At 70.4% G+C, this 13,494-nt stretch carries 12 protein-coding genes; 4 read left to right on the top strand and 8 right to left on the bottom strand.

Going from position 1 to position 13,494, the window contains the following annotated elements; all coding sequences use genetic code 11:
- Position 1: 1 nt before the first annotated feature.
- The 3 genes from FNH13_RS02025 to serS all read right to left on the bottom strand — a co-directional run bounded on the left by FNH13_RS02025 (position 2) and on the right by serS (position 3,511).
- Positions 2–640 carry a response regulator gene (locus FNH13_RS02025; RefSeq protein ID WP_143784893.1) on the bottom strand — a complete coding sequence of 213 codons (639 nt, stop codon included), beginning with the start codon at positions 638–640 and terminating at the stop codon, positions 2–4.
- Positions 641–681: 41 nt separating this feature from the next.
- Positions 682–2,064 (bottom strand): sensor histidine kinase, encoded by a 1,383-nt coding sequence (locus FNH13_RS02020; protein ID WP_143781915.1) that lies wholly within the window; start codon positions 2,062–2,064, stop codon positions 682–684.
- A 178-nt stretch (positions 2,065–2,242) separates the two neighbouring features.
- Positions 2,243–3,511 (bottom strand): serine--tRNA ligase, encoded by a 1,269-nt coding sequence (serS, locus tag FNH13_RS02015; protein WP_143781914.1) that lies wholly within the window; start codon positions 3,509–3,511, stop codon positions 2,243–2,245.
- Positions 3,512–3,564: 53 nt separating this feature from the next.
- Here serS and FNH13_RS02010 point away from each other — a divergent pair, with 53 nt between their 5' ends.
- On the top strand, positions 3,565–4,812 hold the full coding sequence (locus tag FNH13_RS02010; protein WP_228266534.1) for a diacylglycerol/lipid kinase family protein: 1,248 nt from the start codon (positions 3,565–3,567) through the stop codon (positions 4,810–4,812).
- Positions 4,813–4,882: 70 nt separating this feature from the next.
- Here FNH13_RS02010 and FNH13_RS02005 read toward each other — a convergent pair whose 3' ends face one another.
- The gene (locus FNH13_RS02005; protein ID WP_143781913.1) at positions 4,883–5,389 is read right to left on the bottom strand and encodes a DUF4446 family protein; all 507 of its coding nucleotides are present in this window, start codon (positions 5,387–5,389) and stop codon (positions 4,883–4,885) included.
- 433 nt (positions 5,390–5,822) lie between these two features.
- The gene (locus tag FNH13_RS02000) at positions 5,823–6,098 is read right to left on the bottom strand and encodes a metal-sensitive transcriptional regulator (protein WP_143781912.1); all 276 of its coding nucleotides are present in this window, start codon (positions 6,096–6,098) and stop codon (positions 5,823–5,825) included.
- 108 nt (positions 6,099–6,206) lie between these two features.
- Between FNH13_RS02000 and FNH13_RS01995 the strand changes: the two genes are divergently transcribed.
- Together FNH13_RS01995 and FNH13_RS01990 are read left to right on the top strand one after the other, a co-directional pair.
- A complete protein-coding gene (locus FNH13_RS01995; protein WP_143781911.1) occupies positions 6,207–6,389 on the top strand; it encodes a hypothetical protein in 183 nt (60 codons plus the stop codon).
- Positions 6,390–6,411: 22 nt separating this feature from the next.
- The gene (locus FNH13_RS01990; protein ID WP_143781910.1) at positions 6,412–7,860 is read left to right on the top strand and encodes an MBL fold metallo-hydrolase; all 1,449 of its coding nucleotides are present in this window, start codon (positions 6,412–6,414) and stop codon (positions 7,858–7,860) included.
- Positions 7,861–8,045: 185 nt separating this feature from the next.
- On the opposite strand, the gene FNH13_RS01985 is transcribed toward FNH13_RS01990, so the two are convergent.
- Positions 8,046–9,518 carry an HNH endonuclease signature motif containing protein gene (locus tag FNH13_RS01985; protein WP_143781909.1) on the bottom strand — a complete coding sequence of 491 codons (1,473 nt, stop codon included), beginning with the start codon at positions 9,516–9,518 and terminating at the stop codon, positions 8,046–8,048.
- Positions 9,519–9,690: 172 nt separating this feature from the next.
- Between FNH13_RS01985 and FNH13_RS01980 the strand changes: the two genes are divergently transcribed.
- Positions 9,691–11,847 carry a hypothetical protein gene (locus FNH13_RS01980; protein WP_143781908.1) on the top strand — a complete coding sequence of 719 codons (2,157 nt, stop codon included), beginning with the start codon at positions 9,691–9,693 and terminating at the stop codon, positions 11,845–11,847.
- Here FNH13_RS01980 and FNH13_RS01975 read toward each other — a convergent pair.
- Positions 11,844–12,614 carry a glycosyltransferase gene (locus FNH13_RS01975; protein ID WP_143781907.1) on the bottom strand — a complete coding sequence of 257 codons (771 nt, stop codon included), beginning with the start codon at positions 12,612–12,614 and terminating at the stop codon, positions 11,844–11,846. The two genes, FNH13_RS01980 and FNH13_RS01975, sit on opposite strands and share 4 nt — an antisense overlap.
- A 2-nt stretch (positions 12,615–12,616) precedes the next feature.
- Complete coding sequence (locus FNH13_RS01970; RefSeq protein ID WP_143781906.1) at positions 12,617–13,486, bottom strand: DUF5926 family protein; 870 nt, start codon at positions 13,484–13,486, stop codon at positions 12,617–12,619.
- Positions 13,487–13,494: the final 8 nt, after the last annotated feature.

The following is a 13,494-nucleotide window of genomic DNA, read 5'->3' as shown; positions in this document are numbered from 1 at the left end:
CTTACGGCGTGGGGCTGACCACGCCCGCCTCATAGGCGAAGACCACGGCCTGGACCCGGTCCCGCAGGTGCAGTTTGGCCAGCACATTGGACACGTGCGTCTTGACCGTGGCGTCGCCGACGAACATCTCCGCGGCGATCTCGGCGTTGGACAGACCGCGGGCGACCTGCTGCAGGACCTCTTTCTCGCGGGCGGTGAGGCGATCCAGCGCGGCGGCGTGCCGAGTCGGGCCTGCGCTGCCGCCCTCGGTCATCCGGGAGATCACCCGGCTGGTGACCTCCGGAGCCAGCAGCGCGTGCCCGTGGGCGACCGCGCGCACGGCATCCACCAGGTCGTCGGGGTCGGCATTCTTGAGCAGGAACCCGCTGGCCCCGGCCGCGAGGGCGTCAAACAGATAGTCGTCCCGGTCGAAGGTGGTCAGGATGATGACCTTGGTCTGGTCTGACACGAGCCGGGTGGCCTCGATGCCGTCGAGGACCGGCATCTGCACATCCATCAGGACCACGTCCGGCGCCAGCGCGGGCATCGCGTCGACCGCCTCGCGTCCGTTGCGGGCCTGCCCCACCACCTCGATGTCGTCCTCGGTGGACAGAATCATCGCGAACCCCGAGACCAGCAGCGGCTGGTCGTCCACGAGCATCACGCGGATCGGTCGACCCTCCTGCGGCTCGGTCGCCCCGCTCACCGGGTGGCTCCGTTCGGCCCGGCCACCAGGGCCCCGGAGCGCTCCGGTGGGGTCAGCGGCAGGGTGACGCGAACGCGATATCCGCTGCCGTGGCGACGCCCCATCTCCACCTCTCCCTTGAGCAGCTCGGCCCGCTCCCGGATCCCCTGCTGCCCCAGCCCGGTGCCGGAGGTGCCGTGGATCGCCGTGCCATTGTCGACGACCTCGACCTCGAGCTGCGTCCCGACCCGCACGACGACCGAGGCGTTGGTCGCGGTGGAGTGCCGGCGCACGTTGGCCAGCGACTCCTGCGCAATCCGGTATGCCGTCAGCTGCAGGGCCGCGGGCACCTCCTGTGCGGCGCCGGGCCGGTCCTCGACCAGCGTGTAGGTCACCGTGCAGGTCAGCGTGGTGGCCTCTGCGGCGAGGTCCTCCAGGTCGGACAAGTCCGGTTGCGGCGCACGGTCCGGTGCCTCGCCCGCCTCCTCCAGGGCGCCGTCCGCGGCGAGCTCACCGCTGCGGAGGGTGCCGAGCAGGTCGCGCATCTGGCCGACCGCGTCGCGCGACGAACCCTCGATGGCGCCGAGCGCCTCGCGGGCGGCGTCGGGGTTCTTCTCCAGGACCCGCCGGGCCGCGGCGGCCTGCACCCCCATCACCGAGACGTGGTGGGCGACGACGTCGTGCAGCTCGCGCGCGATCCGCAGCCGCTCGGCGACCACGGCCTGGTCGCGCAGGCGAGCGGCCTGGGTGCGGATGGTCTCGGCATACTGCAGCTCACGCTGGGTGTGCAGGGCACCGCGCCAGGAGACCTGACCGATGAGGACCGCCCCACCAAAGAAGATCAGGTTGTTGAGCGTGACATAGCCGACCGCAGCGACCGGGCGATCGAAGATCCCCTCACTGTCCCCGGTGATGCCGAGACTGCGATAGATGTCGTCCAGTCCCGAGCTGACCGCAAAGATCCAGGCCAGCCACAGCGCCAGGGCCACCATGCAGGCGAGCAGGACGTAGCCCAGCGCTCGGCGGTCCCGCGCCCAGGAGACCCCGGAGAAGATGGCGAAGAAGTAGAGGATCTGCAGCACCAGGCTGCCAGCCACCATCGCCTCGAACGAGCCGCTGACATAGAGGTGGGCAGTCGCCAAGGACGCCACGAGCAGCGGATGGGAGCGGCGCCACACCAGGAGCAGGGCCGCCGAGGCGGCGACGCCGTGCTGGGTCAGGATCTCGGTGAGCGCGCTCCCGCCCTCAAACGCACCGAGGCTGCGCATCAGCTCCAGCGACAGCGCGGCCAGGAGATAGAAGCCGACGGCCAGCACGACATCGCGCCGGCGCTGCTCGAGCGTGAGGGCAGGGCGCGACCAGTGCTCGTCGGCACCCAGCAGGTGAGCGATGCGGTCCATCTCCCCAGGGTAGGGCGGCAGAGCCGAACGGCGCCTCAGTCCCGTGGACGAGCCGTGGCCTCCCCCTCACGGGGGAGACGCCGGGTCCCGCGGTCGGCGGCCGGCGGTCGGGTCCTGCGGCCGGCGGTCGGGTCCCGCAGTCGGCGGCCGGCCCCCGCCAGCGCCGCCGACGTGAGCCTCAGGCGCGCGGCGTGATCGTGTCGAAGCCGGTGTAGGGCCGCAGCACCTCGGGCACGGTGACCGACCCGTCGGCCTGCTGGTGGGTCTCCAGGATCGCCACCAGGAACCGGGTCGTGGCCAGGGTGCCGTTGAGGGTCGCCACCGTGCGCGTGCCGGACTCGCCACGCTCACGGGTGTTGAGCCGCCGCGCCTGATAGGTCGTGCAGTTGGAGGTCGACGTCAACTCCCGATAGCGCCCCTGGGTGGGCACCCAGGCCTCGCAGTCGAACTTGCGTGCTGCGGGTCCGCCCAGATCACCGGCCGCCACGTCGATGACGCGGTAGGCCAGGCCGAGGTCGTCGAGCATGCCGCGCTCCCAGGCCAGCAGGGCCTCGTGCTCGGCCTCCGCGTCCTCGGGACGGGCATAGATGAACATCTCGACCTTCTGGAACTGGTGCACCCGGATGATGCCCTGGGTGTCCTTGCCATAGCTGCCGGCCTCGCGGCGATAGCAGGTGCTCATGGCGGTGTAACGGCGCGGTCCGGCAGTGAGGTCGATGATCTCGTCGGCGTGGAATCCGGCGAGCGCGACCTCGGAGGTGCCGGTCAGATAGAGGTCGTCAGCCTCGAGCCGGTAGACCTCGTCGGCGTGCGCGTCGAGGAAGCCGGCGCCGCCCATCGTCTGCGGGGTCACCAGGGTAGGCACCTGCAGCTGGACGAAGCCGGCGTCGCGGGCCCGGTCCAGCGCCAGGTTCATCAGAGCCATCTCGAGCCGGGCTCCGGGGCCGGTCAGATAGTAGAACCGGGAACCGGAGACCTTGGCGCCGCGGGCCATGTCGATGGCGCCGAGGCTCTCGCCCAGCTCCAGGTGGTCCTTGGGCTCGAAGCCCTCTGCGGCGAAGTCACGCGGCTTGCCCACGGTCTCGAGCAGGGCGAAGTCGTCCTCGCCGCCACTCGGGACACCGTCGATGATGACGTTGCCGATGCTGCGCAGCAGTCGTTCGCGCTCCTCGGCCGCAACGTCCTTGGCGGCCTCGAGCTGCTTGACACGGGCGGAGGTCTCGCGGACCTCGGCCAGCAGGGCCTGCTTCTCCTCGCCCTGGGCCGCGGCGACCTTCTTGCCGAACGACTTCTGGGCAGCGCGCAGGGACTCGAACTCAGACAGGCTGGCCCGGTGCTGCCGGTCCGCGTCCAGGACGGCATCCACGATGCCGTCGTCCTCACCGCGGGCGCGCTGCGATGCCCGCACCCGCTCGGGGTCCTCACGAAGTTGCCGGATGTCAATCACGGTCCCAGGGTACGTGTCCCGGCGCAGCGCTACCGGCGGGTACCGTGGGGGGGGTGGACAACTGGTGGCTCTGGGCGCTGATCGCGCTCGGCATACTTGTCGTGGTCGCGGGGCTGTTGTGGATGGTGGCCCGAGCGCGCCGCCGGCGCGGAGCACGTGCGAGCAGCACCCCTGACTGCTCGACCCGACCCCGCCGTCCACACTCCGGTGTCCGCCCTACCAGCCGGACCACCTCCGCGGCGAGCGTTGGCTCCGCGGGTGGCGAGGACGCAGAGCCCGATGCCACCGACGGTCCAACGAGCCGGCCCGACACCCGGCCCCGGGCGGCCATCGTCGTCAACCCCACCAAGTTCGACAGTGTGTCCCGCGTGCGAGCCGACCTCGACGACGTCTGCCGCACCTACGGCTGGGGGGACCTGCTCTGGCTGGAGACCACCGAGGAGGACCCGGGATACGGGCAGACCATGGAGGCGCTCGCCGCGGGTGTCGACCTCGTGTGTGCCCTCGGCGGCGACGGGACGGTGCGCGTCGTCGGCTCGGCGATGGTGGGCAGCGACGTGCCAATGGGGCTGCTGAGCGGAGGCACCGGCAACCTCCTGGCCCGCAACCTGTCACTGCCGAGCAGCGCGAGCCAGGGCATGGTCGTCGCACTCACCGGGCGGGATGACCGGATCGACACAGCCACGCTCCGGCTGCGCCGACCTCCCGGCGAGGAGAACCAGGACGCCCCTCCACCAGTCGACGCCGACCAGGTCGAGGACCTGCCGCCCGCTCCCCCTGGCGAGGGCGCCGTCGAGGACCACGTCTTCCTGGTCATGGCCGGTCTGGGTTTCGACGCTGAGGTGATGGCCAACGCCCCCGAGGACCTCAAGAACAAGATGGGCTGGGTCGCCTATCTCGTCGCGGGTCTGCAGCGCCTGCGCGGCTCGCAGTTCAAGGTGCACGTCACCACCAGCGACGACGTCCGTCTGCACCGGCGGGTGCGCAGCGTCATGGTCGGCAATGTGGGCAAGTTGACCGGCGGGGTCAACCTCGTCCCCCAGGCCAAGGTCAACGACGGCATCCTCGACCTGGTGCTGCTCTCCCCCGAGGGTCTCGTCGGGTGGGCCGCGGTCGTCTCGCGCGTGCTCACCCGCAGCACCAGGGGTCACCAGCGGGTGGAGTACTTCGAGGTCCGCAGCGTGGAGGTCACTGCGGACGAGCCCATCGAGATCCAGCTCGATGGCGACACTCTCGGCAAGGCCATCTCAATGTCGGTCGCCGTCAATCCGGGAAGCCTCGTTCTGCGTCGTCCGGCCTGAGTCCACCGCCGGCGCCCATGGTGCGCAGCACGGGCAGCAGGACCGCCACGACCCCGCCGCCCGCAGGAGCTCAGGTGCTGGCGGGACGGGCGCTCGTGCCCGAGTCATCGCGTGCCGCCGCCAGGGCCTGCTGCTCCTCGGGGGTCAGCGTGGTGTCACTGCCGCCACCCACGATGCCCTTGGCATAGGTCCGTGACTCGCCCCGGGCGTGGATCGAGCTGATCACCATGCCGTCCCCGTTGTCGTCGATCACCGCTGCCGAGAAGGACATCCGGCCACCCATGTCACCAAAGGCGTCATAGCGCACCACGGCCACGTGCTGCAGGGTCTGCGCCAGGCTCCCGCGCAGCTGCGCGACGGACCTCTCCAGGGCGTCGACCCTAGTCCGTTCGGATCCCAGACGACGCGCCTGCGCGGCCAGCACACCAGCCACGTCCGCCTCACCGTCGCCCCACAGCACCTCAAAACGTCGCTGGATGAGTTGGTGCCGTCGGTGTGCGACCCACCCGAGAGCCACGGCCACCAGAGCGACCAGGAGGGCCGCCACGGCAATGACGGTCAAGACGGTGGTGTCCACCCCCCGAGCGTATGCCGACAAGCACCCCCACGCGTGCCTCGCCCCACCCTTCTCCCGGACCGCTGCGCTCTTCCCGGGTCGCGCTTCCCGGGTGGCTCTTCCCGGGTGGCTCTTCCCGGGTGGCTCTTCCCGGGTCGCTCTTCCCGGGTCGCCCTTCCCGGGTCGCCCTTCCCGGCGCACTTCCTCGTCGCGCGACCCGGTGGCCGGCCAGGTTGGTCAGCCCGGCGGCTCCGGGGAACGACGCCACGTGTCGGAACAGAGAACTGTGGGGTGCAGGGTCGGTCACCGGTGACCGCTCCGGCACCCCACATGGCGCGTCCCGCATGCCAGAACCTGGCGCGGCCTGCACTCCACCACCTGGCGCTTCCTGCACCCCAGAACCTGGCGCGGCCCTGCGCGTCACGGGCACGCAGGGACCCGTGTCGCGCCGGGGCTACGCCAGCGAGAGGAAAAGCTTCTCCAGCTCGTCCACGTCCGACTGACCGTCGGGAGCGGTCATGCACTCCTTCAGAGCGGAGGAAATCATCAGGAACCCGGCCCGGTCCAACGCCTTGGACACCGCGGCGAGCTGGTGCACCGAGTCCCGGCAGTGCGCGTCACTCTCGACTGCGTCGATGACGGCGGCCAACTGCCCCTGGGCACGGCGCAGCCGGTTGACGATCTTGCGCTTGGCCTCGGGGTCGTGGGCGATCTCAGCGGGCTGGCTCATCTGCGTGGTCCTTCCGGTCAACTTGACATCCATCATACCCCTGGGGGTATATTGCTTGCCAATCTCATACCCCCAGGGGTATCGTTCTCACACGAAGGAGCCCCATCCATGTGCCGAGCAGTGACCTGCAAGACCTGTGGCAAGACAACCTGGTCGGGCTGCGGCCAACACGTCGCGAGCGTGCGCCAGGGCGTGGCGGCCAGCCAGTGGTGCGACGGCCAGCACACTCAGGCCGAGTTGGCCGGAACCCGGTCCGGCAGCAGTTTCCTCGCCCGGCTGTTCGGCCGCTGACACGGACCCTGAAGGAGCCCCCATGCTGTTGGAACGCATCTATGACGAGGACCTCGCGCAGGCGAGCTACTTCATCGGCTGCCAGGCTGCGAACGAGGCGATCGTGGTCGACCCGAGACGGGATCTGCAGCCCTATCTGGATCTCGCCGCCAGGCACGGGATGCGCATCGTGGGTGTCACCGAGACGCACATCCACGCCGACTACCTGTCCGGCACCCGTGAGCTAGCAGCGGCGACCGGCGGGCAGATCTATGTCTCCGATGAGGGCGGTCCGGACTGGACCTATGGAGCAGACTTCGATGGGGCGGTCCGGATGAAGCACGGACACCGGATCACCCTGGGCAACATCATCCTCGAGGCGGTCCACACTCCGGGACACACCCCTGAGCACCTGGCCTTCCTCGTCACCGATGGCGCCCAGGCGAGTGAGCCCGGGTTCATGCTCACCGGTGACTTCGTCTTTGTCGGCGACCTCGGCCGCCCGGACCTGCTGGACGAGGCGGCGGGTTTCGTGGACACCCGCTTCGTCGGGGCCAAGGACCTGTTTGCCAGCCTCCGCGATCACTTCCTGACGCTGCCGGACTATGTGCAGGTGCTGCCTGCTCATGGGTCCGGGTCGGCCTGCGGCAAGGCACTGGGAGCGATCGCGGCGACCACGGTCGGCTATGAGCGCGCCTTCTCCTGGTGGGGGCCCTATCTGGCACGTGATGACGAGCAGGGCTTCATCGACGAGTTGCTCAGCGGGCAGCCTGATGCGCACGCCTACTTCGCCCGGATGAAGCAGCAGAACAAGCTCGGTCCCACGGTGCTGGGCGAGCTGCCGGAGCTGATCGAGCACACCTCGGACGAGGTCTCGGTCATGCTCGCCAACGACAGCGCGATCCTGGTCGACACCCGGCACCACGATCTGGTGCACGCCGGCACCGTCGAGGGGTCGCTCAATATCCCCGGGGTCGACAAGGCAGCCAGTTATGGCGCGTGGGTCTATGACCCGCTGACCGAGCACCGACCCCTCATCCTGCTCGCTAACTCACGGAAGACCGCTGAGCAGCTCCGCGACCACCTGGTGCGCGTGGGCATCGACACGGTCCGCGGATTCGTCACCTCACTGTCGGGCCTCGACCTGTCCACCCCGAGTGTGGTCCGGGTGGAGGACCTTGATGACCTGGACACCGCACTGCTGCTGGACGTCCGCAACCGCACCGAGTATGCCGAGGGGCACCTGCCCGGCGCCGTGCAACTCTCCGGCGGCCGCGTGATGTGGCACCTGGACCAGCTGCCCAGCGACGGGGGCACGATCGTGACCTACTGCCGCAGCGGTGTGCGGAACTCCGTCGCCGCCAGCGCGCTGCGCCGGGCCGGCTATGACGTGGCAGAGCTCGAGGGCAGCTATCTCGCCTGGGCCGAGGTGCCCGGCAACACGCCCGTGACCGGCGAGAGCGAACTGCTGGCCGTCGCCAGGGCGGGCTAGCAGCCAGGACGGGGCGAGCCCCACCACGAGCCCTGGCAGGGAACCCCCGACGAGCAGAGCCACGTGTCGGGCCCGGGTCAGCGTCGAGGCCGGCGTGGCCCAGGGCTGGCGCGAGTTGGTCTAGAAGTACTACCTCGGACATGCCTGTGTGCCCGGCCGTTGCGGCCGGGCACGGGGCAGGGTGGTCACACGTGCCAGGTCACGATGGATCCGGCGACGGTGGCCATCAGGTCCTTGTCATGCACGAGCGTGTGGTGTCGCGGACACAACAGCACCAGGAACACGATGTCGGTGCCACCCCCGCGACACCACCAGATGAGGTGATGCGCATCGCACCACGTGCCAGGCACGTCACAGCCGGGGAAGGTGCACTGACCGTCACGAACCATCAAGGCCTTGAACTGTCCCGGGGTCGCTAACCGCACCGTGCGCCCCAGATTCAACGGTTCACCGTGCTCGCCGAGCACGATCGGGGTCACATCTCCCAGACAGGCGAACTTGCCCACCTGCCCCGCGTCCAGGATCTGACCGGTGTTGACCACCCCGGCACCGAACGGCTTGCCGGTGGTCGGGTCAGCCTTGACCGTGACCATCACCGACGCCCGGGCCGACGACGGCGGGGCACCAGGATTGGACAAGCCACGGTTGAGCACCATCAACAGCGCGTCATACTTGCGCTGTCCTGGACTGCGCAGATCCGCGTTGCCCTCGGCGTCCGGGGCCGGTGCCGCCAACGGCCCGGTCAGCACCGCATCAAACAGCGGCGCGTCCGTGTCCGGGGCGTCCACCGTGAACCGGGTCATCCCACGGCCCAACGGGGACCGCTTCACGCACCGCAACCCCTGCGCGGTCTCCTTGGCCTCATCCGACGGCTTGTCATCCAGCAGGTCGATCACCAATTTTTTGCACACGATCTCCAGCTCAGGATCACTGATCCCCAGGTCAACCGCCGCCGCCGTGGCGATGCCGCCGTAGTCCAACGCCTGCTCCACCGTCAGCACCGGCACCAACCGGCGCATCGTGCGCGCCACCAACGCTGCACGGTGCAACCCCGTCGCCCCGTCGATCACGACCTGGGCGATGTCCTTGCCCCAGAACGTCTCCGCGGCCCGCGCCACGTCCTGGACGTGTCCGGCCTCGGGCCGGGACAGCCACGGGCACCGCTGCCGCAACCACGTCAGCAAGGTCAACCCCACCGCCGTGTGCAAACCCCGTGTCTGCGCCTGCACCGCCAAGGCCACGCACACCCCCGTCAGCTGGGACCGCACCCGCCCGACCGCCTCCAGCCCCTCCACGACCCCGGCATCAAAGACCCGCACCAGTTCGTCCGCGTCCAGCGACGCCCGGCCCAACCCCGCACCCGCGGTGTCCAAACCGGCTGCCAGCTCCACCGCCGGGTCCATCCAGGCCCCCGGGCCCTGCGCAGCCTCGGCCTCATCCTCAGCCTCAGCCACCTGCGCCACCAACGCCCAGAACTCACCCGAGTCCGGATCCGACGCGGCTCCCACGTCACTGCGCACCGCGGCCTGCCAGGCCCCGAGCGTCGACAACTGCTCGACCGACAGCTCCCTTGACTCCCCCACCCCCGTCAGCCCAGCCGACGCGTCAGCTCGGCAGGCGGTCTCCCTGACCCCTGCACCGGTGCTTGTCGTCGTCATACATATGATCTAATCACCCGCCACTGACAGTCACCTGACCAGGCATAACGCCGCGCGGACGGTTGTCGCGCCGGACGCGCACCGGCAGGGCCACGACCTTCCGGTGCCCACGGCGAGCCCTGATCCGCCCGTCGTGACGGCACCAGACACCCCGCCCCATTAGTGTCGGGCCATGACCGACTCAGCTGACCGCCGCTTCGCCTGGGCGGTGTTCGGCGTGGTCGTGGCGCTGCTGGTCGCAGCGATCATGGCGAGCACCCTCGGCGCCCGCGTCTCGGGCTCTGGTGGCGAAACCCTGGAGCAGGTCGGCCCCGAGGTCGTCGTGGTCGGCGCTCCGGGTCTCAGCTGGACCGACATCACGGAGCAGAGCACGCCAACCCTGTGGTCGCTGGTCGGCGAGGGCGCCTCGGCGGGCCTGATCGTCCGCGGAGCACACGAGCTCACCTGTCCGTCCGACGGATGGCTCACGCTGGGCGCGGGACAGCGGGCAGCCGCCAATGACGACGGTGTGCAGGACTGCGCGGCGGTCCCCGAGGTCGTGCCCGGGGACGCCAGTACACCCGCCCAGGTCGGGGACGTGACGGCGACGATCCCGGCGTGGGACGGCTGGGTGGAGGCTGCCGAGCGACGTCCGTTAGATGCCGAGCTCGGCACCCTGGGTGCGGCCCTCGAGGCAGACGGCCGCTGCGTGCGAGCAGGTGGCCCCCTCGCAGCCCTCGGCGCTGCCGGGCCCCAGGGGCAGGTGGGACAGTTCACCCAGGATGAGCTCACGGCATACGCCCCCGGTGTCTGCAACGTGACCCTGCTGGACGCCGGCGTGATCGCCGACCAGACCGATGCCGGCATCCTTGACGCGCGACTGGCGGTGCTGCTCGAGAGGTTGCCCGACGACGCGACCCTGGTGGTGGCGGGCCTGGCCGACCGGGACGACCGGGCCGGCGTGCGCGCCGTGACCGTGTGGCGGGACGAGATGGACTCCGGTGTGCTGCACTCAGCGACGACGCGCCAGGGCGGCCTGGTCCAGACCACCGACCTGACCGCGACGGTGCTGGCGCTGGCCGGGGTGGAGCCACCAGACGCGGTCAGCGGGCTCCCGGTGAGCGTGCAGCCAGACGATCGCACACCGGCTGAACGGGTCGGGGCGGGTCAGGACCTGGCCGGAGCCATCGACGGGGCCAAGGCGCTCGCCATCCCGGTGCTGGGTGTCGGATGCCTCCTCGCGCTGGCCTTGCTGACCGTCCTCACTCTGACCGGGCGTCGGGCAGGCGTGCGGATACTGGGGCTGGCCGCGATGGCCTTCCCGTCGTCGGCCTTCCTCGCCGGGCTCGTGCCCTGGTGGCGCGGACCGGCGCCCTGGCTCACGCTGAGCCTGGCGCTCCTGGTGCTGATGGCCGCCCACGTTGCCCTGGCGATGGCCGGCGGGTGGCGCCGGCACCCGGTCGGCCCTGCCGCTGTGGTTGCCGCCAGCACGGTCGTCGTGATCGGCGCCGACGTCATCCTCGGCGGACGGCTGGGACTCACCTCGATCCTAGGGGTGCAACCGATCACGGCGGGGCGGTTCTATGGCATGGGCAACGTCGGCTACGGCATCTTCGCGGTGTCCGGCCTGCTGCTTGCCGGCCTCCTGGCGGGGCTGCTGCGCTCAGGCACGGAAGCCCCCGGCGGGTCCCCCCACCCAGCCCGCGCCGGCTCTCGCCTCGGGCCGAACCATCTGTCGGGCGTGCTGGTCGTCGGAGTGCTCGGCGTGCTGCTCGTCCTCATCGACGGCTCGCCGTCCTGGGGGGCGGACTTCGGCGGGGTGCCGGCCCTCGTGGTCGCCCTCGGACTCCTCGGCCTCGCCGCCGCCGACATCCGGCTGACGCCGGTGCGTGCTGTGCTGATCGCGGCGGGCGCCCTCGTGGTGGCCGCTGTCCTGATGTATGCCGATTGGCTCCGCCCCGCGGACACCCGCACCCACCTGGGCAACTTTGCCCAGTCGGTGATCGACGGTGGTGCGCTCGACATCGTGCTCCGCAAGCTCGACCAGAGCCTGGGCATCCTGGTGCGCTATCCCGTCTCGTGGGTGGCGGTGGTCATCCTGGTGGTGATCATCTCGGCGGTGCTGGCGCCGACCTCCTGGCCTGGGCGACAACTCGAGCCCCTGTGGCGCATCCCGTTGCTGCGCTCCACCGTCCTGGCTGTGCTGACCTGCCTGGTGATCGGCTGGGCCCTGAATGACTCCGGCATCGCCGTCGTCGGCATCGGCCTCGCGGTGCTCATCGCGGCAGCCATCGCCATCGCGGCCGGGAACTGGGCCGGGACGCATCGGGCCGAGACCCGGTCTGGTTAACTCCGCTCGCGGACCTTGAGGGCACGCGCGACGTCGCGATACTGCCGCATCCGGTGCAGCTGAGCCTTCGGCCCACGTCCGGTGACCCGGTGGTGTAGCTCGACGGGGACCTCGACGACCCTGCCCCGATTGCGCAGCACGTCGACGGTGAGACCGACCTCCACTCCCCAGCCGGTGGCCAGGGGCAGCGCTGCGTCGAAGGCCTCGCGGGTGATGCAGCGCATGCCGCTGAGCGGCTGGTTCATCGTGCGGCCGGCGAGCTGGGTGATGCCCTCGCGGGCCATGCTGACCACGAACCCGAAGCCACCACCGGCGGTCCTCTGTGGGGGCAGCGTGGCGATCGCCATGTCGGCCTCGCCAGTGACGACCGGGACACAGAGGAGGTCGAGGTTGACGGCGCTCTCCTCGAGGTCGGCATCAACAAAGAGCAGGGCCCGCGGGGTGTCACTCTGAAAGGCACCACCCACCTCGGCCTCCAGGAGCGAGACGGCCGTTGCACCACTGGTCATTGCCTGGGCCTTGCCCATGTTGACCTGGTGCTTGACGGTCTGCACGCCCGCGAGGTTGGCGACGCGCAGGGTCCCGTCCGTGCTGCCGTCATCGACCACCACGACCAGGTCCACGACGCTGATCCTGGCCAGGGCCGCCAGCGTCGCGCCGAGGCGCTCCTCCTCGTCCTTGGCCGAGACGATGGCCGCCACACGCTCAGGCCCCCGACCGGACCCGCCAGGGTCCGGAGCCGTCGCGTCGTCGGTGCCTGACGGCATACTCACCGCAGGGTGACCTGTCGGCTCACCAGGCCGTCCCGCGCCCGGCGCTCCTCGGGGGTGAGGGACTCGTCCTTGGCCAGCGCTGCCGCATAGCGGTCGGCGAGCGCCTGGAGCGGCTCGGTGAGGTCGGCAGGGTCCGTCGCGGGGTCGACCTCGAGCACCGGGACCAGCAGTCCGGCGGCACGGAAGGCCCCCAGCAGGGACGTGCCCTCGCCCAGGGTGTGCTCACCGGCGGCCTGCAGGCGGGCCAGCGCCGTCGTAGCGGCGTCCTCGTCCTCGCCCAGGACCCAGCGGACATAGGTGCGGTCGCTCATCTTGCACCAGTAGGTCGACGGACGATCGGGGACCGGCACGGTCGGCACTGCGGCCTCGTTGGTCTGCTCGAGGGTGGCCAGCACCTCGGGCGTCGTGTCCTCCTCGGCGATCCAGAAGTTGAAGTCGTCCTGCACCTGCACGGCCAGCTCGGTGCCCTCGGCCAGCACGTCCTGCAGTCGGGGGGTCTCAGCGGTGGCGTTGGGGATCGCGGGCACCGGCTGACCTGCCTCGGTCGCCAGCGCGGTCTGTGCGGCCAGCACGATGTCGCGGCTCGCGTCACCGCTGTGGGTGCGCGACTGCATGGCGACGAGCACCTCACCATTGGCCCGGTGGATCGCCGGCATCGCACCCGGGAGGACGGAGACGAGCGTCACCTCCTGGGGGGTGCCGTCGAGCTCCATGGTGATCTGCGCCGTGGCCGCCGGGATGATCTCGCGCATCGCGACCCAGTCGGTCTCGTTGCCCAGCCCCTCGAACGGTCGGTTGACGAATGGTGCGCGGGCCGGGGCCTTGGTGCCCTCTGCCTGGCGCTTGCGTCGTGATGCCTTACCCATGGGCCGAA

The organism is Ornithinimicrobium ciconiae, from assembly GCF_007197575.1.
GTDB classification, from domain to species: domain Bacteria; phylum Actinomycetota; class Actinomycetes; order Actinomycetales; family Dermatophilaceae; genus Ornithinicoccus; species Ornithinicoccus ciconiae.
The sequence above is the reverse complement of the archived record's forward strand: the minus strand, read 5'-3'. Positions and strand labels throughout refer to the sequence as shown.

What these genes read in the sequence shown, in the direction of transcription:
- FNH13_RS01975 (WP_143781907.1), bottom strand. Translation starts at nt 12,614, where the DNA reads ATGCCGTCAGGCACCGACGACGCGACGGCTCCGGACCCTGGCGGGTCC.
- FNH13_RS01995 (WP_143781911.1), top strand. Translation starts at nt 6,207, where the DNA reads ATGTGCCGAGCAGTGACCTGCAAGACCTGTGGCAAGACAACCTGGTCG.
- FNH13_RS01985 (WP_143781909.1), bottom strand. Translation starts at nt 9,518, where the DNA reads ATGACGACGACAAGCACCGGTGCAGGGGTCAGGGAGACCGCCTGCCGA.
- FNH13_RS02020 (WP_143781915.1), bottom strand. Translation starts at nt 2,064, where the DNA reads ATGGACCGCATCGCTCACCTGCTGGGTGCCGACGAGCACTGGTCGCGC.
- FNH13_RS02000 (WP_143781912.1), bottom strand. Translation starts at nt 6,098, where the DNA reads ATGAGCCAGCCCGCTGAGATCGCCCACGACCCCGAGGCCAAGCGCAAG.
- FNH13_RS02025 (WP_143784893.1), bottom strand. Translation starts at nt 640, where the DNA reads ATGCTCGTGGACGACCAGCCGCTGCTGGTCTCGGGGTTCGCGATGATT.
- FNH13_RS01980 (WP_143781908.1), top strand. Translation starts at nt 9,691, where the DNA reads ATGACCGACTCAGCTGACCGCCGCTTCGCCTGGGCGGTGTTCGGCGTG.
- FNH13_RS01970 (WP_143781906.1), bottom strand. Translation starts at nt 13,486, where the DNA reads ATGGGTAAGGCATCACGACGCAAGCGCCAGGCAGAGGGCACCAAGGCC.
- FNH13_RS01990 (WP_143781910.1), top strand. Translation starts at nt 6,412, where the DNA reads ATGCTGTTGGAACGCATCTATGACGAGGACCTCGCGCAGGCGAGCTAC.